At 70.5% G+C, this 22,075-nt stretch carries 16 protein-coding genes and 2 tRNA genes; 7 read left to right on the forward strand and 11 right to left on the reverse strand.

What is annotated here, in order from left to right; translation table 11 throughout:
• Positions 1 to 182 precede the first annotated feature (182 nt).
• The 6 genes from QRO03_RS10090 to QRO03_RS10115 all read right to left on the reverse strand — a co-directional run bounded on the left by QRO03_RS10090 (position 183) and on the right by QRO03_RS10115 (position 6,320).
• Positions 183 to 1,565, reverse strand: coding sequence for a hypothetical protein (locus QRO03_RS10090; protein ID WP_285137374.1), 1,383 nt, complete (start codon positions 1,563 to 1,565; stop codon positions 183 to 185).
• Positions 1,566 to 1,672: 107 nt separating this feature from the next.
• A tRNA-Ser gene (locus QRO03_RS10095) sits at positions 1,673 to 1,761 on the reverse strand.
• Between the two features lie 101 nt (positions 1,762 to 1,862).
• Complete coding sequence (locus tag QRO03_RS10100; RefSeq protein ID WP_285137375.1) at positions 1,863 to 3,161, reverse strand: LCP family protein; 1,299 nt, start codon at positions 3,159 to 3,161, stop codon at positions 1,863 to 1,865.
• A 316-nt stretch (positions 3,162 to 3,477) separates the two neighbouring features.
• Positions 3,478 to 3,562 (reverse strand) — tRNA-Ser (locus QRO03_RS10105).
• A 98-nt stretch (positions 3,563 to 3,660) separates the two neighbouring features.
• The gene (locus tag QRO03_RS10110) at positions 3,661 to 5,478 is read right to left on the reverse strand and encodes an amidase family protein (RefSeq protein ID WP_285137376.1); all 1,818 of its coding nucleotides are present in this window, start codon (positions 5,476 to 5,478) and stop codon (positions 3,661 to 3,663) included.
• A gap of 41 nt (positions 5,479 to 5,519) precedes the next feature.
• Entirely contained in the window at positions 5,520 to 6,320 is an 801-nt protein-coding gene (locus QRO03_RS10115; RefSeq protein ID WP_285137377.1) for a cohesin domain-containing protein, read from the reverse strand.
• A 209-nt stretch (positions 6,321 to 6,529) separates the two neighbouring features.
• On the opposite strand from QRO03_RS10115, the gene QRO03_RS10120 reads away from it, so the two are divergent.
• The 3 genes from QRO03_RS10120 (at position 6,530) to QRO03_RS10130 (ending at position 10,295) form a co-directional block, all read left to right on the forward strand.
• A complete protein-coding gene (locus QRO03_RS10120) occupies positions 6,530 to 7,780 on the forward strand; it encodes a DUF2254 domain-containing protein (RefSeq protein WP_285137378.1) in 1,251 nt (416 codons plus the stop codon).
• A 75-nt stretch (positions 7,781 to 7,855) separates the two neighbouring features.
• Entirely contained in the window at positions 7,856 to 9,829 is a 1,974-nt protein-coding gene (locus tag QRO03_RS10125; RefSeq protein WP_285137379.1) for a DUF4012 domain-containing protein, read from the forward strand.
• Between the two features lie 241 nt (positions 9,830 to 10,070).
• Complete coding sequence (locus QRO03_RS10130) at positions 10,071 to 10,295, forward strand: PLDc N-terminal domain-containing protein (protein ID WP_285137380.1); 225 nt, start codon at positions 10,071 to 10,073, stop codon at positions 10,293 to 10,295.
• 62 nt (positions 10,296 to 10,357) lie between these two features.
• Here the strand turns inward: QRO03_RS10130 and QRO03_RS10135 are convergent, their stop codons facing one another.
• Both QRO03_RS10135 and serS read right to left on the reverse strand, forming a co-directional pair.
• On the reverse strand, positions 10,358 to 11,254 hold the full coding sequence (locus tag QRO03_RS10135) for an HAD family hydrolase (RefSeq protein ID WP_285137381.1): 897 nt from the start codon (positions 11,252 to 11,254) through the stop codon (positions 10,358 to 10,360).
• Entirely contained in the window at positions 11,251 to 12,519 is a 1,269-nt protein-coding gene (gene serS / locus QRO03_RS10140; protein ID WP_285137382.1) for a serine--tRNA ligase, read from the reverse strand. The genes QRO03_RS10135 and serS overlap by 4 nt, the downstream gene beginning before the upstream one ends.
• Before the next feature lie 174 nt (positions 12,520 to 12,693).
• On the opposite strand from serS, the gene QRO03_RS10145 reads away from it, so the two are divergent.
• Entirely contained in the window at positions 12,694 to 13,983 is a 1,290-nt protein-coding gene (locus QRO03_RS10145; protein ID WP_285137383.1) for a diacylglycerol/lipid kinase family protein, read from the forward strand.
• Positions 13,984 to 14,306: 323 nt separating this feature from the next.
• Entirely contained in the window at positions 14,307 to 15,677 is a 1,371-nt protein-coding gene (locus QRO03_RS10150; protein WP_285137384.1) for a cryptochrome/photolyase family protein, read from the forward strand.
• A 126-nt stretch (positions 15,678 to 15,803) separates the two neighbouring features.
• Here QRO03_RS10150 and QRO03_RS10155 read toward each other — a convergent pair whose 3' ends face one another.
• Positions 15,804 to 16,229: an Asp23/Gls24 family envelope stress response protein gene (locus QRO03_RS10155; RefSeq protein ID WP_285137385.1), complete on the reverse strand. Its 426-nt coding sequence runs from the start codon at positions 16,227 to 16,229 to the stop codon at positions 15,804 to 15,806.
• 241 nt (positions 16,230 to 16,470) lie between these two features.
• Here QRO03_RS10155 and QRO03_RS10160 point away from each other — a divergent pair, with 241 nt between their 5' ends.
• A complete protein-coding gene (locus tag QRO03_RS10160) occupies positions 16,471 to 17,520 on the forward strand; it encodes an LLM class flavin-dependent oxidoreductase (protein ID WP_285137386.1) in 1,050 nt (349 codons plus the stop codon).
• A 15-nt stretch (positions 17,521 to 17,535) separates the two neighbouring features.
• Here the strand turns inward: QRO03_RS10160 and pheA are convergent, their stop codons facing one another.
• Both pheA and QRO03_RS10170 read right to left on the reverse strand, forming a co-directional pair.
• On the reverse strand, positions 17,536 to 18,498 hold the full coding sequence (pheA, locus tag QRO03_RS10165) for a prephenate dehydratase (protein ID WP_285137387.1): 963 nt from the start codon (positions 18,496 to 18,498) through the stop codon (positions 17,536 to 17,538).
• Positions 18,499 to 18,559: 61 nt separating this feature from the next.
• Positions 18,560 to 19,969, reverse strand: coding sequence for a lipocalin-like domain-containing protein (locus QRO03_RS10170; RefSeq protein WP_285137388.1), 1,410 nt, complete (start codon positions 19,967 to 19,969; stop codon positions 18,560 to 18,562).
• Between the two features lie 144 nt (positions 19,970 to 20,113).
• Between QRO03_RS10170 and pgm the strand changes: the two genes are divergently transcribed.
• The gene (gene pgm / locus QRO03_RS10175; RefSeq protein ID WP_285137389.1) at positions 20,114 to 21,760 is read left to right on the forward strand and encodes a phosphoglucomutase (alpha-D-glucose-1,6-bisphosphate-dependent); all 1,647 of its coding nucleotides are present in this window, start codon (positions 20,114 to 20,116) and stop codon (positions 21,758 to 21,760) included.
• The last annotated feature ends 315 nt before the right edge of the window (positions 21,761 to 22,075 follow it).

Below are 22,075 nucleotides of genomic sequence, written 5' to 3' on the forward strand. Positions count from 1 at the left end.
ACACGGCGGCCGACGCCCCCGAGGGGGCTCGCGCGGTCGTCATCGAGGTGCCCGTCGATCCCCACGGCAGGATCCTGTCGTGCAGCAGCCCGATGCTGCGCGAGACGGACGGCGAACGCCGACGATGGAACAACGCCATCGCCGACGTGGACTGGAGCTACGACCGGGCGAGCTCCTGCCCGTCAGACGAGACCACGCCCTTCACGATCGCGGTCCCCTACCTCGTCCCCGACGACGCCACCGGACCGTTCAGCCTCGAGCTCACGGTCGGCGACCAGCTCCCGGGCTACCTCGTCCTCCGCCTTCCCTGACGGATCCGGAGAGCCCGCCGTCTGCTGACCGGATGCCACGACGGGGGCGCCGATCAGCGCTCCGATCGTGGCGTCGTAGGCGCCGGCCACCAGCACGGTGCGGAGGGGCTCGATGACGAGCGGTACGAGCATCAGGGGCAGCGGGCCGAGAACGATCCAGAACGTGTCGAAGTCGTTGGGGCCGACGATGCGCGTGATCGCGATGCGCAACCACCCTTCGCCGAGGAGGAGGAGCGCGTACAGGAGCACGTACCCGCCGACGAGGATCGGTCCACCTCGCCACATCAGGACGATCGCCCGCCAGATCGGCTGGAAACGGCTTCCGAGGCCCGCGCCGATGTCGGTGAGCCGTCGCCGCAGGCGCTCGGGCACGACGCCGTAACGGGTGCGGGCGCGCGCCGCGAGCTGACCGCGCCACTGCACGCCCTGCGGCGAAACCGCTCGCCCGTAGATCACCCCGGCGACGGTGAGCCATGCCAGCGGCACGAGCACGATCGTCCCCGCCTGTCCCGCGAGCCAGAGCACGGCGTCCCACACCCAGCCCAGCGGTGCGAACAACCCGCCGGCCCACTCCCGGGCGTCGGCGAGCCAGGCGATCGCCTGGCGGCTGTCGATCCAGCCCGACACCTGTCCGAGCGCCTCACCGATGAAGTACGCGGCGAGGAACACCCACAGCGCCTCGAGATAGGTCGCAGGGACCGAGGTCCACGACGGGAGCGACGCCTGCCACCGTTTCCAGGCCCCTCGCCCCGCCAGCGCGAGGATCACCACAGCGATCGTCCACGGTTCCCACGACAACTGATCGACGGCTCCGGAGGTGTCGACGACCGTCCCCGTGACGATCGCCGTGAAGTCCCGTCCGATCTTCACGCTGAGCGCGGCGTCGAGGTAGGCCGCGACATCCTCGCGCAGAAAGCCGAGGGCGGCGTACACCGCCATGAACGGCAGGATCGCCGACAGCAGCGCGTCGCGGAACGCCCCGCGCCGGCTTGCGCGATCCACCGGCGGCGGAGCGAGAACGCCGAGGCGCGGCATCCCGTCTCGAAGCACGAGGAACATGGCCACGACGCTGACGATCTTGGCGAGGATCGCCAGGGGCAGCAGGAGGATGCCGCCGATCGCCGTGTATCCGCCGACGAAGCCCGCGACCTCGATGCCGAGGTACCGGCCGAGCGTGCCGGCGAGGTACCAGGCGACGAGCGCCGGCCAATGCGCGACGAGCAGTCGACCCGTCATCGAGATCACCGCACGCACCCCCTCACCGTAGCGGCGCGCGCAGGACGCGTCCACGGCGGGAGGAGCCGTCTCCGGAAAGCAGAAAACCCGCGGATTTCCGCGGGTTCCGAGCTGACATCTGCGTGCGGAGACGGAGGGATTTGAACCCTCGGTCCCCTTACGGGGACTCCACCTTAGCAGGGTGGTGCACTAGGCCTGACTATGCGACGTCTCCAGGTGATCGGCGCCTCGCGGCTCGAACACACCGGTCCATACTAACCGGTCCCCACCCGGCATCCGAACCACGATCCGGATGCCGGGCGACAGGGCCCGAGATCACTCGCGGACGTTGCCGTTGGAGCAGGTCGCCTGCGCCGCGGTCTGGCCGGCGATGCCGTCGGGGAGGACGATCGCGTCGGAGCTCGGAGCAGGAGAGGGGGTGGCACCGTCGGTCGGGGCGCCGTCGGTCGGGGCGGGGGTCGCCGTGTCCGCGGGGGCCGAAGTCGGCGCGGGTGCGGCGTTCTCGTCGACCACGACGCCGTCGCCGTCGCTGAGGTTGCCCGACAGCTCGAGGGGCTGGTTCGCGGCGAGCGCCGACCAGAGCGTGTCCGCGTCCTCCCGGTCGGGGACGACGCGGTTGGGGTCGGAGGGGTCGGTGTAGGTCGGGTACTGGATGAAGACGATGTCGCTGAACGGCACGTCCTTCACCGCCGACGCGATCTGCACCAGCGTCAGGGGGTTGGTCAGCGACGTCGACGGGTCGACGTTGCGCAGCGCCGTCGAGGCGAGCTTGTAGAGCGTCGCCGGGTTCGACAACACCTCCTGGCTCTTGAGCTTGTTCGCCAGACGCGACATGTACTGCTGCTGGTTCGAGATGCGCCCGAGGTCGCCGCCGTCGCCGACGCCGTGGCGGGTCCGGAGGAACTGCAGAGCATCGAGGCCCTTGACCTGGCGCATGCCGGCCGGCCAGTCGATGCCGGTGTAGGGGTCTTGGATGCCGTTGGCGATGCAGACGTCGACGCCGCCGATGGCATCCGTGATGTTGATGACGCCGCCGAAGCTCACCTTGGCGGCGAAGGGGATCTCGAGGCCGCTGAGCTCCGAGACGGTCGCGGCGACGCACGACAGACCGCCGTAGAGGTAGGCGCTGTTGATCTGCTGCTTGCTCATCGCCGAGTTGACGTTGCCGTCCTGGTCGGTGCACGACGGGATCGGGACCATGAGGTCGCGCGGGAACGAGATCACCGTCACGCGGCGCGGAGCATCGGAGATGTGCACGAGCATGTTGACGTCGTTGAGGTTGCCCTCGGCGTCATCTCCCGAACAGCGGTCGCCGAACAGTTGGGCGAAGTCGGGCTCGCACTCGTCGGTGCCGACGAGCAGCAGGTTGACCCCGCCCTTCAGCTCGCCCAGGTCGGGCGGCACGGCGGGCTGGCCCTCGAGGTCGACGGCGTCGGCGGTGAAGCTGCGCGTGAGGTCGACCGCGGCGTACGCGAACACGGCACCGCCCGAGACGAGGAGCACGGCGAGCACGATGGCGAGCCCGCGGAACAGCTGGGCGAACGGCCCCGGCGACGACAGTCGCCCGTGGCGGGCGGCGGTGCGCTGCCCGCGCGGTGTGGTCGTCTTGCTCACTCGGGTCCTTTCGAGACGGATGCCACCGGCCCGGCAGCACGTCGACCTCGACGCGGCAGCCGAAGATCGCAGCAATACTAGGGAGGCTCGGCTGTGAATGGCGTGAGGACCGGGCATTTCACACGCCGGCCCGGCCTGACGAACCCGGCTCGATCGGTCCTCACGCAGAGGGTGCGGGGATTCTCCCGACCGCCCCTCCACCGACCGCTTCGCGACGCGCGGAGCCTCCGGCGGCGTGGGCCCGACTCCGTTCGACTTCCGCTCGGCCGGTCATAACGTGAGAAGCGGACCCCTACGGGGCCCGCTTCTCACGTTGCGGAGGGTGTGGGATTCGAACCCACGGGACATCGCTGCCCACTGGTTTTCAAGACCAGGTCCATCGGCCGCTCGGACAACCCTCCCGAACGCCCCGAGTCTACCGAGGGCGCGAGCCCGGGGTCGCACGCGGCGACGTGCCCGACGGCGGCTCCGGACAGAAAGTCCGGAGCCGCCGCAGGAGTCAGCCGAGCGGACCGTAGGCCGCCGGCGTCGTCCGGGCGTGCGTCGCCTGCTCGAACGAATAGGCGAGACCGAGAAGGGGGCCTTCGGCGAAGTCGCGCCCGAGGAACTCCAGGTTCACTCCCCCGGTCGAGGCCTCCCCCGCCACTCCCTGACCCATCGGCACGGTCACCGCGGGGAGCCCGGTGTTGGGGCTCAGACGCATGTTCGTTCCGATCGTGGAGTACGGGTTGCCGCTCGGATAGATCACGGCATCCAGATCCTGCTCTTCCATCAGCGCGGTCATGATCTGCTTGCCGCGCGCCAACTGCAGGGTGTGCGTCCCCTCGGGGCCGGCCCACGCCTGGTAGGTCTCCTCGGTGACGGCGGCGCGTGAGCCGTAGGGATTCTCGGCGCGACCGGGCACGATGTTGGGCGACTGCGAGATCTCGAGCAGGCTGCGCGTCGTCACCGCGGGATTGAGGTACGCGGCGATGTAGTCGTTCAGGTCGTGGTTGAACTCGGGACCGCTGCCACTGCCCTCGCCCACGATCGCGGCGAAGCCCTCGGGGGCGGCCACCTCGACCACCGTGGCACCCTGCGCTTCCAGCGAGGCCCGCGCCTGGGTGAACAGGCGCTGGGTGATCGGATCGGTGCCGAGCATCGACGCGATGTAACCGATCTTCTTGCCCTCGAGCGAGTCCGCGTCGAGGTAGGCCGTATACGTCTCGGGGACCTTCCCCGCCTGCCGGGCCGTGACGGGGTCGCCGGCGTCCTGGCCCACGACGGCGTCGAGCGCGACCGTCGCGTCGAGCACCGACCGGGCCATCGGCCCACCGGTGTCCTGCGACAGCGCGAGGGGCACGATGCCGTCACGGCTGGCGAGTCCGACCGTGGGACGCACCCCCACGAGCTGGTTGTACGTCGACGGGATGCGGATCGAGCCGCCCGTGTCTGTGCCGAAGCCGAGCCCCGCCAGGTTCGCGGCGATCGCGGCGCCGGTGCCACCGCTGGAGCCGCCCGAGGTCTTCGTGGTGTCGTACGGGCTCGACACGGTCAGCGCGGTGCCCGCGGGCTGGTGCGCCGACCACTGCGACGACAGGTTGATGGCGAACTCATCCATCGAGGCCTTCGCCACGATGACCGCGCCGTCGGCGCGCAGACCCTCGACCATGGTGGCATCCGTGGTCGTCTGGTTGGCGTTCCAGCATCCGCAGCCGGCCGTGGTCGGCATGTCGACGGTGTTGTAGTTGTCTTTCAGAGCGACCGGGATGCCGAGGAGCATGCTCGTCATGCCCTTCTCGGCGCGCACGGTGTCGGCCTCGGCCGCGGCCCGCAGCGCCACCGCGCTCGTGGTGATGATGGAGTTCAGCGGGCGCCCGCCGTCCTGCCGCACCACCTTGTCGTACGCGGCGATGCGATCCAGGTACTGCTGGGTGAGCGAGACCGACGTGATCACGCCGGCGTTCATGGCGGCCTGCATCGACACGGTGTCGGCCTCGACGAGCTCGAACGGACCGTCGTCGTAGATCACACGCTGCGACAGCAGGGCGAGATCGGATGCCGTGATGGCACCGTCGGCGTCGAGGTCGGCGCCCGCGGCATCCGGCCATCCGGGGTCGTCGGACGTGAGCCCGATCCCCGCGGCGAGCACGTCGAGATCGGCCGCGGTCACCTGCTCGTCACCGGTGAGGTCGAGCTCGGTGTAGTACGGCGCGAGGAACGGTGCCGCCGTGGGCGCCGGCGCCGCGTTGGCTGCGGCGGGGGCGACGAGGGAACCGGCAGCGACGACGCCGAGGGCGGCCGCGACGGCGAGGGCGCGCCGGGACAGGGGGGTCATGACGGATCCTTCACGAGACGGGGCGGACGGAAGGCGGACGCTCATTCGCGCACCCCCTGGCGGCGACGGGCGACCAGCAGAGCGCCCGCGGCGAGGAGCACGACACCGACGGCGCCGGACGTGAGCCAGGCGGCCGCATCGGCACCGGTGGCCGCGAGATCGGACCCTCCCGGGCGGGCGGCGGCCGAGCCCGTCGGCGACGGCGATGCGGACGCCGTCGGGATGGGTGCCGCGGTCGCCGTCGACGTGGGGGTCGGCGACGTGGTGACGGTCGGCGCGGGCGTCGCGGTCGCCGTCGGCGTGGGCGTCGGGGTGGGGACCGCGGTGAGGGGGAGCGAAATCGACGCCCCGGCGGCATTCGTCGTCACCTCTCCCGTCGTCGAGACCAGGCGCGCGGCCGAGAGCTCGATCCGCGCCGTACCGGCGGCGAGGACGCGCACGGGCACGCTCGCGAGGACGATCTGACCGGTGCTCGACAGACCCGGCGAGGTGCCGACGCGCGTGTGGCTGATCGTCACCTCACCCGGTGCGGCCACGGCGGAGGTGTAGCCCCCCTCCGGTCCGGTCGGGGCGTCGCCCGTCGGCTCGAGCAGAAGGTCGTCGGCCGACAACACGAGGTCGTAGGCGTACAGGTCGGTGACACCCGACCCGCGGACGGTGACGACGACGGTGTCCCCGACCGCGGCGGTCGTCGGGGCGACCTCCACGGTGAGGACGGCGGTCGGTGGGGCGGCGTGCGCCGCGGAGGCGACGGCGAGTGGCCCGAAAAGGGCGAGGCCCGCCGCGAGGGCGGCGCCGAAGCGGCGCATCCTCGCTCGGCGGAGAGATGTGGTCGTGGACATGCGCGTGGAGGGCTCCTCGGGTGAGACGGGAACGATCGTCAGCCGCGGGGGCCTTTCAGCATCCGATCGAAGGGGATGCTCAGACCTTGGCAGCGATACATGTCCGACAAGTTGCGGGACGTTTCGCCGACGTGTCGGACGGGAGGACGCCCATCCCCGGGCCGTCCAGCCCCGAACCGACCGGCACCCGTGGAGATAACGTCGGCGGAATGGCCACATCGACGCGCAGCTCCCTGGCATCCTTCTTCCTCCGTCTCGGAAGGCAGGTGTGGGTTCGGGCGGCGTCGTTCACCGTGATCGCCGTGCTGGTGGTGCTGGCGGCGCGGTTCATCGGCCCTCTCCTGCCGTTCTCGTTCAGCATCGATCTGGCGGGCGACGCCGTCGACTCGATCCTGCAGATCATCGCCACCGCCATGCTCACCGTCAGCACCTTCTCGGTGACGGCCATGGTCACCGCCTTCTCGGCGGCGACCACGACGGCGACTCCCCGGTCGACGCAGCTGCTGATCGCCGACCCGACGTCGCAGAACGCCGTGTCGACGTTCATCGGCGCCTTCACGTTCTCGCTCGTCGGCATCATCGCCCTCTCCACGGGTTACTACGGCGGCCAGGGACGCACCATCCTCTTCGTCGCCACGCTCGTGATCATCGGCATCGTCGTGTTCACCCTGTTGCGGTGGATCTCCCACCTGTCGACGTTCGGCAGAATGGCCGACGTCATCGATCGCGTCGAGACGGCGGCCGGAGCCTCCCTCGAGCGGCACGCGGAATCGCCGACCTTGGGCGCGCGACCCGGCGTCGCCGTCCCCCCGGTCACCGCCGCGGTGCACGCCGAAGACGTCGGGTACGTCACGCACATCGACGTCGCCGGGCTCGACCGCCTGACGCACCGGCACGACATCGACATCCACGTGCGGGCGACCCCCGGACGTATGACCGACGCCCGGTTGCCCCTGGCCGAGGTCGTCGGCGACGTCGACCATGACGTCGTGGCCGGCGTCCGGCGTGCGTTCCGCGTCGAGAACCATCGCACGTACGAGCAGGATCCCCGGTTCGGTGTGATCGCCCTGAGCGAGATCGGCAGCCGCGCGCTGTCCCCTTCGACGAACGACCCCGGCACCGCGATCGAGGTACTCGCCGCTCTTCAGCGCGTCCTGACGAGGGCGTTGCGCGTGGACGCCCGCCCCGAGGTGGAGTACGAGCGGGTGTACGTCACCGCGCCCCGCCTGCCCGACCTTCTCGACGATGGATTCCGCCCTCTCGCGCGCGATGGGGCCACGATCATCGAGGTGCAGATACGGCTGCAGAAATGCCTCGCCTCGCTCGCCGCGACCGCCCCCGATCGCGCCGGGGTGTTCCGGGATGCCGCGCGCGCGGCGTACGAACGCAGTCGGCGCGAGCTCGACCGCGCCGACGGGCAGACGCTGCGCGCGGCGGCGCGCGAGGCGTGGGGGCGCTGAGGGCGCAGATCGGAGTTCACCGACACGTTCACCGGCTATGAGCGGGAGGTCATGTGACCCCCGTATCCTCGGGCCGTGATCTCGGAGACGTCGCCCGCCACCCGTTCCGCCACCCGCGGTCGCCGGCGTATCGCCGCAGACCCCCTGACACCCCGGCAGCCTCTCGCGCGCCACGCCTCCGCCGAGACGGCCGCGCAGAGGCGGCGCCGCCGAGCATCCGTCGTGCTGCCGGCCATCGGTGGTCCCCTCCTGGTCGTCGCGACCGTCGCGCTCGCGACCGCGGGGATCTTCGCATGGCAGGTGACCCAGGTGCGCGACGACCTCGAGGCGGCGATGGAGCAGTCGTCGCTGCTCGTCCGCGCGGCCGCGCGCGGCGACGTCGACGGGATCGAGCAGTCCGGCAACGACATCGTCGCCCGGGCGCAACGCGCCCACGAAACGGCGGAGGGACCGCTGTGGGATCTCGCCGCGCAGGTCCCGGCGGCCCGGAACAACGTGCTCGCGGTGCGCTCCGTCACCGACATCGCCTACACGCTCACCTCGCAGACACTGCCTCCCGTCCTGGACATGATGTCGGCGTCCAGCGAGGGCACCGACGCACAGGCGATCAATCTGAAGCCGTTCCTCAACGCCGGCACCGTCATCCCCACGGTGCTCACCTCGTTCGACGAGGCCACGCGCATCGCCGCGGCGATGGACCGGACCGACGTCGTCCCGCAGATCTCGGAACCCGTGGACGAACTCGTGGGCCTCATCGCGCAGGCCACCCCGATCCTGCAGACCGTCGAGCAACACCTGCCCGCGCTCCTCCACGCCGCCGGTGCCGACCGGCCGATGCTGTACCAATTGATGATCCAGACCCCCGCCGAGATCCGCGCGACCGGCGGCGGGGTGGCGCAGTGGCTGGTGCTGCAGGTCGACGGCGGCAGAGTCGACCTCCTCAGCCAGGACACGGGCACGGATCTGATGTACGTGGACCTGCCCGCCCGGGGGTTCGACACGGAGAACGGCTCGCTCCTCCGCCTCGCCGACGAGACGCGCGAGCTCTACCCCGCGGAGCTGACCAACTGGTCGTCGAACTTCAACATGAGCCCGCATTTCCCGACCGCGGTCGAACTCTTCCAGACCACTCGTGACTGGACCGAGAAACCACGCTTCGACGGCGTCATCTCCATCGACCCCGTCGTGCTCGCGCACCTGCTCGAGGCCACCGGCCCCCTGACGCTCGCCTCGGGCGAAGTCGTCGACTCCGGCAACGCGGCATCCGTCCTGATGAGCGAACCGTACGAACGGTTCGGCATGGACAATGCGGCGATGGACGCCTACTTCAACGAGGTCAGCGCCGGGATGTTCGCCAAGCTCACCAGCAGCCAGTGGGACATCGGCGCGATGTGGACGCAGGTCGTGCGCAGCGCGGAGGAAGGACGCATCCTCGCCTGGTTCGACGACGCCTCGCTCGAAGACCTCGCCCACCAGTACGGCCTCGACGGAACGCTGCGCGAAGACAACGCCGAGGCCACCCAGCTCGGGATCTATTTCAACGACTACTCCATCGGAAAACTCGAGTACCACCTCACCTACTCGCAACGAGCCAGCTGCGATGCCGACCGCCGGACGATGACGGTCTCGATGGATCTGCGGAGCACGATCACGGATGCCATCAAGAGCGGCTACACCCTGGGCCTGCGCAACATCGAGCGCGGGATCGACCAGAGGACGATGATGCTCGACGTGCTGTTCTTCGCCCCACCCGGGGGTGAGATCCTGTCGACCACGCCCGACATCGGCGATTGGTGGGACCCGCGTTTCCGCGACCGCTCAGGGTCCGACCACGACAATCCCGCCGAGAGTCGGACGCTGCTGCTGGCCGAGGGGGAAGCGCGCACCGTGTCCTACACGGTCCAGTTGCCCAAGGGCGACCTCGGTCCCCTCGAGCTGCGACACACCCCGGGCGCGCACGACACCGCCGTCACGATCGACGCGAACTGCACTCCCCTGTTCGGCAGCCCGGAGGGGTCGGACAACCTCAGGTTGTCGACGATCGGCTGAGATCGACTCCACGCGACCGCTCTCGCGGGTGGAGGCGCGACGTCGCAACCGACGGGCGCCGCAGATGCCCGAAGCGGGGCGCCCGAGCGGTCCTCGCCACCGCCCGTCTGGACGGAGGGTAGGGCCGGGTTATCGATCTGCCCAGGAGAAGTGCACCGCCCTGGACGCGCACCGACGAGCGGCGTAGACCGAGAACATCACCCCCACGACCCGCCGGGCCGTCTGAGATGAGGAGGCCATCATGCTCGTCACACCCCTGTCAGCGCAGATCGTTCTGGCCGTCTTCGCGCTCGTCTACGCGGCATCCATCTTCGCCACCGTCGTCGCCGTGCGGGACCGGTACTCGGCGCCCGGGCTCAAGGCCACCTGGGCGGTCGCGCTGCTGCTGCTGCCGCCGGTCGGGCTCGTCGCGTGGGAGGCCTCGCGCGTCGTGGAGCACCGCGCGGCCCGTCTCGCGCACGTGTAGCGCGCGGCGGGACACGGCCGCCCCACTCCGCCGCGCTCAGGGCCTGGGGCGCATGCCGCGCGTCAGAGCGAGCGGAGTGCGGCGGCGACCCCGCCCTCGCTGACCGACAGGCCCACCTCGCCGGCCGCGGCGTGCACCTCGGGCGGGCCCTGGTGCATCGCGATCGCGCGACCGCCGTTGCGCACCGCCCACTGCATCATCTCGATGTCGTTGCGTCCGTCGCCCATCACGAGAACCCGATCGGGCACGATGTCGAGCCATGCGCGCACGCGCTCGAGCGCCGTCGACTTGTCGACCCCCTGCGGGGCGATGTCGAGCCACGCCGTCCACCCGATCGCGTACGACACCTGGGTGAGGCCGATGCGCTCGACCAGCTGCAGGAAGTCCTGGTCGGTCTGCTCGGGAGCGACCACCACGACACGGCAGACGCGCTGATCCGACAGACGCTCGAAGGGCACCCTGTTGGCACCCACCAGGTTCCAGTCGTCGAGGTAGTCGGTGAACAGGCGCGTGCCGTCGGGCAGCTCGACCAGGAAGTGCGCACCGGCCAGGTGCTCCCCCAGCAGGGCGAGGACCTCGGTGGGGTCAAACGTCTCGACGTGGGCGCGCTCGTAGACCGCGGATCGTTCGTCGCCGACGCGCCGCATGATCACGGCGCCGTTCGAGCAGACCGCGTACTCGGGACGGATGCCGAGGCGGCCCATGATCGTGTGGGTGCTGTCCCAGCTGCGGCCGGTGGCGAGCATCACCTCGTGCCCCACCGCGGCGGCGTCCGAGACCGCCTCCACCACCCCGGGGCTGAGGGTGTCGTCTTCGAGCAGGACGGTGCCGTCGATGTCGAGGGCGATGAGCATGCGTCCGACGTGCGCGTCGGCCAGGTCGGCGACGACATCGGCCGCCTCCTGCTTCGGCGCGCTCTCGACGGCGCCGGTGTCGGGGAGGGCGGCCTCGTCGCTCACGCGATCGGCTCCATGACCTCGAGCCCGCCGAGGTACGGTCGCAGCACCTCGGGAACCGTGACCGACCCGTCGGGCCGTTGGTGCGTCTCGAGCAGGGCGACGATCCACCGGGTGGTGGCGAGCGTGCCGTTCAGCGTCGCGACGGGCTGGGTCTTGCCCCCGCCCTCCGGCCGGAACCGCGTCTCGAGTCGACGCGCCTGGTAGGTCGTGCAGTTCGACGTGCTCGTGAGCTCGCGGTAGGCGTCTTGCGTGGGCACCCACGCCTCGATGTCGAACTTGCGCGCGGCGCTGGAGCCCAGGTCACCGGCGGCGACGTCGATCACGCGGTAGGCGAGGCCGAGGTCTTGCAGCATGGCTTCCTGCATCGCGACCAGGCGGTCGTGCTCGGCCTCGGCGGCGGCCGGGTCGATGTAGACGAACATCTCGAGCTTGTTGAACTGGTGCACGCGGATGATGCCGCGGGTGTCTTTGCCGTACGAGCCGGCCTCGCTGCGGTAGCAGGTGGACCAACCGGCGTAGCGCTTCGGGCCCCGCTCGAAGTCGAGGATCTCGTCCATGTGGTAGCCGGCGAGCGGCACCTCGCTCGTGCCCACGAGGTAGAGGTCTTCCTTCGGCAGGTGATACACCTCGTCGGCGTGCTGGCCGAGGAAGCCGGTGCCGCGCATGACCTCGGGACGCACGAGCGTCGGCGGGATCATCGGGGTGAACCCGGCCTGCAGCGCGCGGTCGAGCGCCAGGGTCATCAGCGCGAGTTCGAGGCGCGCACCGATGCCGGTGAGGAAGTAGAAGCGGCTGCCCGAGACCTTCGTCCCGCGCTCCATGTCGATCGCGCCGAGCTTCTCGCCGAGGGCGAGGTGGTCGAGCGGCTCGAAGTCGTAGGCGGGGATCTCGCCGTGGGTGCGGAGGGTGACGAAGTTCTCTTCGCCGCCCGCGGGCACGCCCTCGATGACGATGTTCTCGATCTTCGCCAGCGCCGCATCGGCTGCGGCCTCGGCCTCGCCGACGGCGTGCTGCGCCGACTTGACCTGTTCGCTCAGCTGTTTCGCCTCGGCGACGAGGGCGGCCTTCTCTTCTTTCGGCGCCTGCGCGACGCGCTTGCCGTGCGCGTTCTGTGCGGCGCGCAGCTCTTCGAAGGCGGTGATGGCGGAGCGGCGGTCGCGGTCGGCGGCGAGGGCGTCGTCCACCGAATCCGGCGACTCGCCGCGGGCGATCTGGGAGCGCTTCACGAGCTCGGGATCTTCACGCAGCAGAGTCAGGTCGATCACGCGTCCATACTATGGTCGGCATCCGACATCGCTTCGTCGCGCGAGGCCGCCGGCCGCCGGTCGCCGCCGCGGAACGACGGCCCCGTCCGCACGGCGCATGTCGCTCCGGCATCCCCCCGTCAAGCCCGCCCGCTCGGCCCTCACGCCGCGGGTGCCGGTCCTATGGTGGATTCCATGGCCGCCCCTGACGAGCCGCGTGACGACGCGGAGTCCCCCGAATCGATCCCCGCCGACGCTCCCGCCGAGGTGAAGGCGGATGCCGCTGCGGCCGGGGGTTCGGGCGAGCACTTCCACGCCGCCAGGCTCGGTGACGACGTCGACGACCACCCGCGCAAGGACGCCCCCGACCCCAAAGAGGCCGCCGAGCCCGACGACGTCATCCGTCAGCCGGAGGACGTCTCCCCCGATTCGTCCCAGGAGCTCCCCGGCAAGACGCAGCGGGTCGACGCCGAGGGCGACGACGCGTCCATCGACGCCGAGACCACGCAGAAGAAGAGGGCCGCCCTCGTCTACAACCCCACCAAGGTCGATCCCGACACCCTGCGGGCCCGTGTGGCCGAGCTCGCGGCCGGAGCCGACTGGGCCGAGCCGCTGTTCTATGAGACGACGGTGGACGACCTCGGCGACGACGCCACCCGCGCCGCCCTCGACGAGAAGGTCGATGCCGTGCTCGTGGCGGGCGGCGACGGCACGGTGCGTGCGGTGGCCGAGGCCCTGACCTCGACGGGCGTCCCCCTGACCATCATCCCGAGCGGCACGGGCAACCTCCTCGCCCGCAACCTGAACCTGCCCCTCGCCGACACCGACGCGATGATCCGCGCGACCTTCGAGGGCGACATCCACCCCATCGACACCGGGTTGGCCCGCATCCGCCGCGCCGGTGGTGAGATCGAGGAGCACGGCTTCTCCGTCATGGCCGGCATCGGCCTGGATGCCGCGATGATCCAGAACACCCGTGACGATCTGAAGAAGCAGGTCGGCTGGGTCGCCTACGTCGACGGCGCGGCGCGGTCGCTCGTCTCGGCGAAACCCTTCCGTGTCATGTACCAGCTCGACGGGCACCGCCTGCACTCGGCGAAGGTGCAGAGCGTGCTGTTCGCGAACTGCGGCGCCCTCCAGGGCGGCGTGGCGCTGATCCCCGACGCCTCCGTCGCCGACGGCCGCATCGACGTGGCCGTGCTGCAGCCGAGCGGCGTGCTCGGCTGGCTGGGGGTCTGGCGCAGCATCGTGTGGGACAACTCGGTGCTGCGCAAGTTCCGGGCCGGCCGCCGCGTGCTCGAGCGTCGCAAGGACACCTCGGTGCGGTACCTCCGCGGAACCGGTATCGAACTGGCCACAGCTCCCGCACAGCCCATCGAGCTCGACGGCGACGAGTTCGGCGAGGCGACGCGGGTCTACACGCGCATCGTCGCCGGCGGTCTCTCGGTGGCGCTGCCGAAGGGGCACGACGTCTCGAATCTCTGACGCGCGGCGGGTCGGCGTGAGGCTCCCCGGCGCCGCTGCGGGACCACGTCACGTGGTCTCGCCGACCTCATGCGTCTTGGCATGTGGTCCCGGCGATGTCACGTGATCTCGCCGAAGAGACACGTCGCTTCCGTGCGCGCGGACTCGGCCGACGAGATCACGTGATCCCGCCGACGTCGCCTGACATGACGCGTCGCCTTGGCGACATCACGTGATCTCGGCGAGTGGGCGTGGGGGCGGATGCGGCACGGGCGGGCGCGGCGGCGCGGCGCAGACGGTGTCAAGCCCGGAGGGCCGGATGCCGCGGCGGATAGCGTCGAGGGATGCCATCGCCCTCCCTCGTGTGGTTCCGTGACGACCTCCGCCTGACCGACAATCCGGCCCTGCGCGCGGCGCTGGACCGCGACGAGCCGATCGTGGCGCTGTATGTGCTCGACGAGGAATCCGACGGCGTGCGCCTCATCGGCGGGGCGGCACGGTGGTGGCTGCACGGATCTCTGGCATCCCTCGCCGAGCGCCTCGAGGAACGCGGTTCGACGCTCCTGCTGCGGCGGGGCAAGGCGGCCGAGGTCGTGCCGGCGGTGGCCGACGAGGTCGGCGCCGGTGCGGTGTTCTGGAACCGGCGCTACGGCGGGGTGGAGCGCGATATCGACGCGGGGCTCAAAGAGAAGCTGCGGGGTGACGGCATCACCGTCGCGTCGTTCGCCGCCAACCTGCTCTACGAGCCCTGGACCGTGCGGACGCAGACCGACAAGCCGTACGGGGTCTACAGCCCCTTCGCCCGCGCGGTGCAGAAGCATCCCGCGCCACGGCCGCCGATGCCGGAGGCACGCAAGGTCCCCGGTTTCGACGGCCATGTCGACGGCGACGACCTCGGAGCGTGGGGCCTGCTGCCGACCACGCCCGACTGGGCGGGAGGTCTGCGCGAGACATGGGAGCCGGGCGAACCGGCCGCCAAGGCGCGGCTGAAGGAATTCCTCGACGAGGATCTCGGCGACTACTCGAAGTACCGCGACGAATTCGCCGGCGGCGCGACCTCCAACCTCTCCCCGCGGCTGCGATGGGGCGAGCTCAGCCCGTACCAGGTCTGGCACGACACGATCGAGCACCGCGGTTCGGGCGAGCACGCGAAGAGCGCCGGCGGGTTCCTCTCCGAACTCGTCTGGCGGGAATTCGCGTGGCACGTGACCTACCACTCCCCCGACATCGCCACGGTGAACTGGCGGCGCAACTTCGACGCCTTCCCGTGGCCGAAGGTCAACCGCGCGCACCTCGAGACCTGGCAGCAGGGCAAGACCGGCGTCGCCGTGGTGGATGCCGGGATGCGCCAGCTCTGGCACACCGGCGTCATGCACAACCGGGTGCGCATGGTCACGGCATCCTTCCTCATCAAGAACCTGCTCATCGACTGGCGCCACGGCGAGCAGTGGTTCTGGGATTGCCTGGTGGATGCGGATGCCGCGAGCAACCCGTTCAACTGGCAGTGGGTCGCCGGCTCCGGCGCGGACGCCGCCCCGTATTTCCGCGTGTTCAACCCCGAGACGCAGCGCAAGAAGTTCGACTCGCACGATCGGTACGTGCGCGAGTGGGCGCCCGAATACCTTGGGGAGAACCCGCCCGAGCCGATGGTCGACCTCGGCGAGACGCGCAAGCGCGCGCTCGACGCCTACGCCCAGGTGCGCCACGGCGGCTGACGGGCTCATTCGCACGCAGCAGCGAGTCCGTCGCGCGGCGAGACGCTCGGCATCCGCCGCACGTGACCTCGTCCGGACACGCGGAAGGGGCGCCACCTCGCGGTGACGCCCCTTCCGGAACGGATGTCAGTTGACGCGGTTGTCTTCGACCGTGTCCTCGTCGTCGTCGCCCGGGATGAAGACGTCGACCACGGTCACGTTGATCTCGGCGACCTTCATGCCGACCAGCTCGGTGATGGCCTGGTGCACGGCCGCACGCACGTTCGACGCGACGCGCTGGAGCTGCTCGGGGTAGTCGACCTGGATCGAGATGTCGGCGGCGACCTCGGTCTCGCCCACCTCGACGCTCACGCCCTGCGCGTGGTCCTTCGCGCCCACGGCCTGACGGATGTTGCCGATCACACGGGCGGCGCCGCCACCGAGGGCGTGGACGCCGGGAACCTCGGCCGCGGCGATGCCGGCGACCTTGGCGACGACGGCGTCGACGATGACGGTCGAGCCGCCGTCCTTCGTGGCGGTGGTGGGGGTGGCGGTGGTGATGTTGTCAGCCATGAGCGCTTCCTTCCGTCGTACCGGGACCGTGTGTCCCGCGATGTCATAAGTGAGACGCGGGTCGAGCGCGGTTCGTCACGATTTTCTTCCTGGGAGGAAGCTGGGTGTCTCGCACCGGTCGATGAGACTCCCGGATGCCGTGCGCCACCCGGGTCGGGACGGAGCGGGTCGACACCCTCTTCAGCGGGTGACGGGCGAGGTCTCTCGGAATACGGCCGACGGGCTCGACGTTTCCGACGACGTGAACGACGTCATCCCCACCCTCTCCGTTCTCGACCTCGTGCCCGTGCGCCACGGGCAGACCAGCGCGCAGGCGGTGAGCGCGGCCCTCGACCTCGTCGAGCGCGCCGACCAGCTCGGATACCGTCGCTACTGGTTCGCCGAGCACCACAACATGCCCGCCGTGGCATCCACCTCTCCCCCGGTCCTCATCGCCGCCGCCGCCGCGCGCACGAGTCGCATCCGCGTGGGGTCGGGAGGCGTCATGCTGCCGAACCACTCGCCGCTGATCGTCGCGGAGCAGTTCGCCGCCCTCGAGGCGCTGGCGCCCGGGCGCATCGACCTCGGGATCGGTCGCGCGCCCGGAAGCGACCCCGTCATCACGCAGCTGCTCAACCGCTCGGGCACCACCAGCGACGTCTCGCGCTTCCCCGACCACGTGACCGACATCATGGCGCTCACCTCGCCGGAGGGTGCGACGGTGCGATTCACCTCGGGCACCGAGTACCAGGTGCGGGCGACACCCGCAGCGACAGGGATGCCGCAGGTCTGGCTCCTCGGCTCCAGCGACTACTCCGCGCAGCTCGCCGCCGGCTTCGGGCTCCCGTACGTGTTCGCGAACCACTTCTCCGGCGAGGGGCTCGACCACGCGTTGCGGCTGTACCGCGACCAGTTCGTGCCGAACGAGTCGGGCGAGGGACCGCGCACGTTCGTCACGGCCAACGTCGTCGCCGCGCCCACCGCCGAAGAGGCCGAGGAACGCGCCCTGCCGCAGCTGCGCATGATGGCGCGATTGCGCACGAACCGTCCGCTCGTGCCGCTCGAGACGGTCGAACAGGCCAAGGCCGACCCGTTCGACGCGATGGCCGAGTCGATCATGGCCTCCACCCGGCAGAAGTGGTTCGTGGGATCCGGCGCCGAGGTGCAGGGGCAGCTCGCCGCCTTCGCCGCCCAGCACGGCGTCGACGAGATCATGGTGTCGCCGGTCGCGGGGGCCTACGACGGCGAAGGGTCGGAGGGCCGCATGCAGACGCTCGAGCTCATCGCCGCCCGGGCGGCCGTCGCGGCCTGAGGGTCGCGACGGGGGTCAGGCCTCAGGCTCGCCGCTGAGGAGGCCTCGGAGCCAGTCGCGCGCCTCGACGAACACGTCGTCGCTGTACCGCTGCGGGTAGCGCACGATCGCGCGGTCGGCGCGGGCGTACGAGCCGAGGAAGATCACCTTCGGGCTGAAGCGGCGCAGGCCCAGCAGCGCGTCCGCCATGCGCTCGTCGAGCACGTGACCGTCGGCGTCGATGACGAACCGGTACCGGCCCAGGGCGTCTCCGATGGGACGGGATGCCAGGAGGCTCAGGTTGATGCCACGGGTCGCGAACTGCTCGAGCAGCTCCAGCAGGGCACCCGGGTGGTCTTCGGGGAGCTCGACGATCAGCGAGGTCTTGTCGGCACCCGTGGGGGGCGCCGGGGCGACGGTGCGGCTGACCAGTACGAAGCGCGTCACCGCGTTGGGGTTGTCGCCGATGTTCTCGGCCAGCACCGTCACGTCGTGATGCGCGACGATCCCGGGGGCCGCGATCGCGGCATCCGCGGCACTGGTCCCATCGAGCACGCCCAGGGCGCTGGCGACGTTGCTCTCGGCGGGCAGGTGCGCGTGGGCGGGGATGTTCTCGCTCAGCCAGCCGAGGCATTGCCCGTAGGCGACGGGGTGCGCGGCGACGAGCGAGACGTCGGCGAGCGTCGCTCCGGGGCGGCCCACCAGCACGAAGTTCACCGGCACCAGGTACTCGCCGACGATCCGCAGGCCCGGGACCGTGGCCAGGGCGTCCTGCGCCGTCGAGACGCCGCCGTCGACGGAGTTCTCGATCGCGATCATCGCGGCATCCGACCGCCCTTCGACGACGTCGGCGAGCGCTTCGCCGACGTTGCGCACGGGTTGCCAGATCTGGTCGCGGGCCTCGGGTACCTGGGCGAGCGCGGCCTCGGTGAAGGTTCCCGCCGGTCCCAGGTAGCTGTAGGTACGGCGGGCGGGCGGGTCTTCCGTGTCGGGCAGCACCGGCTCAGCCTAGTGGTCCCGGACGCGGAGACCACCGCCGGCCCGGGCGATGTCGAGGCACCTAGAAGGCCTGTTCGATCCAGGCGTCTCCGGAGATCTCCTCACCGAGGAACGTGCCCGTCGGTTCGGCGGTGCCCTCGTAGATGGGCGCGCCACTGGCGGAGAACTCCTGGTCCTGGAGCCGCGTCGACACGAGCATGTCGGCGGCGAACGACGGGATCTCCACCCGGAACTGCTGCGCGTAGCTGTTCCCCGTCGAGGGGCTGGTCCACAGCTCGCCGACGGGCGTGATGGTGCTCGCGACGTAGTAGATCTCACCGTCCGGGTCCTGCAGGGTGGCGAAGGCGTCGACCGAGACCCCGATCTCCGGCTTGTATCCCTCGCCGATCATGCCGGCGGTCGACAGGGTGTAGCCGTTGTCGAGCTGGATGTCCTGCAGGAGCCACCGCACGCGGGTGTCCGGCGAGTTGCCGCCGAAGAACCCGTACTCGTGGTCCATCCAGGTCGTGCCGGTCACCGCGTGCGTCTCGCCCGCGAAACGTACGGTGCCGGATGCCGTCAGGCGGGTGAACGAGAAGTAGTAGTTGTCCTTCTGCAGGCTCTGGCTCTTCGCGCTGGGTTCCACGCCCGTTCCGAAGACGAACATGGGCCGGCCCTGCTGCGACAACGTCAGGTCGAACTCGACCTCGTCGAGCGTCTTGGCGTCCTGGAGCACGGCCGTCACCGAGATGTCACGCGTCGGATCCGCCTGGGGCGCCGTCATCACGACGGAATGGCGCACGGCCACGGCGGTGGCCCCCGAGCCCCCGCCGCCCACGAGGGTCACGGTCGGTGTCGTCGTGTACCCCGAACCCGGCTTGAGCAGGATGATCTGGGTCACCCCGCCCCTGTCGTCGAGGATCGCGATGGCGGAGGCCCCGGTGCCATCACCCTCGAACCGGACGGACGGAGCCTCGGTGTACCCCGACCCCGTGTCGGTGACGCTGAATCCGCCGACGAGCCACGCCGGATCACCGAGCCGCGCGTACCACTGCTTCGACGGGTCACCCTCCGCCCACGTGTCGACGTCGAACACCCCGAACGGCTTGGGCCCGTAGACCTGCGTGCGCTCGTAGTGGCGACCTCCCTGCACGTCGCTGAGCGAGATCTGCGACATCCCGAAGTGCTGGCCGTTGAACGACGCGGCGTTGATGTCGAAGCCGAACACGCGGTCACCGGCCCGGAGGGTCCCGATGTGCCACCACCACTCGGTGGGCGCACCGGCGTGCCGGTACATGTCCTTCGGCAGGCTCAGCACGACGTTCTGCTCGGGGACCGGTGCCGGTTTCGTCGTCCCCTTCCAGAGCGGGTTGTCGGGAACGGGGACCGACGGCGCGGGCACCGCGCTCGGCTTCTTCTTCACGAGGGCCGCGACGGCCGCCACGACAAGTCCGATCCCGACGAAGCGGGTCCCCCACGACACACGTCTCATGGTCGGAGTGTAGTGACGGCGGGTGTCGAGCGGGGGCCGTCTTCGGGGACGCCCGGTGCCCCGGCTTCCGCCTCCTCTCAACGGATTACCTCGGAATGCGACGCGGCGTATGCGCATGTCGTACGCAGCGGGCAGACTGGGCGCATGAGCAGTCGCGCAGGGCAGCCCGCAGAGGCATCCGATCTCATCGACATCGACGAACTGATCTCGGCGTACTACGACCGCAAACCGGATGCCGCGGTGCCCGAGCAGCGCGTCGCGTTCGGCACCAGCGGTCACCGCGGGTCGTCGCTGAGCACCAGCTTCAACGAGGACCACATCCTCGCCACGACACAGGCCATCGTCGACTACCGCGCCGCGCAGGGGATCACGGGGCCGCTGTTCCTCGGCCGCGACACCCACGGCCTGTCGCTGCCCGCCGAGCGCAGCGCCGTCGAGGTGCTCGTGGCGAACGGCGTCGACGTTCGCGTCGACTCCCGCGACGCCTGGGTGCCGACGCCGGCGCTCAGCCACGCCATCCTGACGTACAACAAGGGCCGCGCGCTCGATGACGCCGGTCGCGCCGACGGCATCGTCGTGACCCCCTCGCACAACCCTCCGCGCGACGGCGGCTTCAAGTACAACCCGCCCCACGGCGGACCCGCCGACACCGACGCGACCGGCTGGATCGCGGATCGCGCGAACGAGCTCATCGCCGCGGGCCTCTCGGGAATCAAGCGCACGCCGCAGACCGAGATCGACCTCGAGAACCTCGGTCAGTACGACTTCCGCGACGCGTACGTGCGCGACCTGGCATCCATCATCGACGTGGAGGCCATCAAGAACGCCGGCGTGCGCATCGGCGCCGACCCGCTGGGCGGGGCGTCGGTGGAGTACTGGGCGCTCATCGCCGAGGTGTACGGCCTCCACCTGACGGTCGTGAACCCCGAGGTCGACCCGACGTGGAAGTTCATGACGCTCGACTGGGACGAGAAGATCCGAATGGATCCCTCCTCGCCCTCGGCCATGGCCTCGCTCGTCGCCGCGCGCGACGAGTACGACATCCTCACCGGCAACGACGCCGACGCCGACCGCCACGGCATCGTCACCCCGGATGCGGGGCTGGTGAACCCGAACCACTACCTCGCGGTCGCGATCGACTACCTGTTCTCGCACCGCGAGGGATGGCCGACGGATGCCGCGATCGGCAAGACCCTCGTGTCGTCGATGATCATCGACCGCGTGGCCGCCTCGCTCGGCAAGACGCTGCTGGAGGTTCCGGTCGGCTTCAAGTGGTTCGTGCCGGGGCTCCTCGACGGCTCGGTCGCCTTCGGCGGTGAGGAATCGGCCGGTGCGTCGTTCCTGCGCAAGGACGGCTCCGTCTGGACCACCGACAAAGACGGCATCCTGCTCTGCCTGCTCGCGGCCGAGATCCTCGCCGTCACCGGCAAGACGCCCTCGCAGCGCTACGCCGAGCTGGAGGCGGAGTTCGGCGCTTCGGCCTACCAGCGCGTCGACGCGGCGGCCACGCCCGCGCAGAAGTCGGCGCTGTCGAAGCTGTCTCCGGATGCCGTCTCGGCCACCGAACTCGCGGGTGAGACGATCACGGCGAAGCTGTCGCACGCGCCGGGCAACGGCGCCGCGATCGGCGGCCTGAAGGTGCAGACGGAATCGGCGTGGTTCGCCGCGCGCCCCTCGGGCACCGAAGACGTGTACAAGCTGTACGCCGAGTCGCTGCGCGGCGAAGAGCATCTGCGCGAGGTCCAGGAAGAGGCCCGAGCGGTCGTCTCGGCCGCGCTCGGCCAAGCCTGACGTCTCGTTCCAAGCGGCGTCGCCCCTCGGGGCGGCGCCGCTTTCGCGTGCGGGGTGTGGATCGGCCGGTGGCGGTGCCGGGCAGCGCGTCCGCGGCATCCGGAACATAAACACGATCCGTGCGCGGAAACACGCCGACAGGGTGTTTTCGCGCAGAAATCGCGTTTATGCGTGAGGTGAAGGGGCGGCGGATGCCGCAACCTCGGCGCGCGAGGGAGGGTCGGTGAGCGTCGGGGGGGGGGGGGGGGGGGGGGGGGGGCCCGGGCGGTGCGGGCCTCGCCGTGCGGCGGCCCGGCGGTGCTTTTCTCGCGCATA

It is taken from the genome of Microbacterium sp. lyk4-40-TSB-66 (assembly GCF_030209475.1).
GTDB lineage: Bacteria > Actinomycetota > Actinomycetes > Actinomycetales > Microbacteriaceae > Microbacterium.

What these genes read in the sequence shown, in the direction of transcription:
- QRO03_RS10130 (WP_285137380.1), top strand. Translation starts at nt 10,071, where the DNA reads ATGCTCGTCACACCCCTGTCAGCGCAGATCGTTCTGGCCGTCTTCGCG.
- QRO03_RS10155 (WP_285137385.1), bottom strand. Translation starts at nt 16,229, where the DNA reads ATGGCTGACAACATCACCACCGCCACCCCCACCACCGCCACGAAGGAC.
- QRO03_RS10115 (WP_285137377.1), bottom strand. Translation starts at nt 6,320, where the DNA reads ATGTCCACGACCACATCTCTCCGCCGAGCGAGGATGCGCCGCTTCGGC.
- QRO03_RS10170 (WP_285137388.1), bottom strand. Translation starts at nt 19,969, where the DNA reads ATGAGACGTGTGTCGTGGGGGACCCGCTTCGTCGGGATCGGACTTGTC.
- QRO03_RS10120 (WP_285137378.1), top strand. Translation starts at nt 6,530, where the DNA reads ATGGCCACATCGACGCGCAGCTCCCTGGCATCCTTCTTCCTCCGTCTC.
- pgm (WP_285137389.1), top strand. Translation starts at nt 20,114, where the DNA reads ATGAGCAGTCGCGCAGGGCAGCCCGCAGAGGCATCCGATCTCATCGAC.
- QRO03_RS10150 (WP_285137384.1), top strand. Translation starts at nt 14,307, where the DNA reads ATGCCATCGCCCTCCCTCGTGTGGTTCCGTGACGACCTCCGCCTGACC.
- QRO03_RS10110 (WP_285137376.1), bottom strand. Translation starts at nt 5,478, where the DNA reads ATGACCCCCCTGTCCCGGCGCGCCCTCGCCGTCGCGGCCGCCCTCGGC.
- QRO03_RS10145 (WP_285137383.1), top strand. Translation starts at nt 12,694, where the DNA reads ATGGCCGCCCCTGACGAGCCGCGTGACGACGCGGAGTCCCCCGAATCG.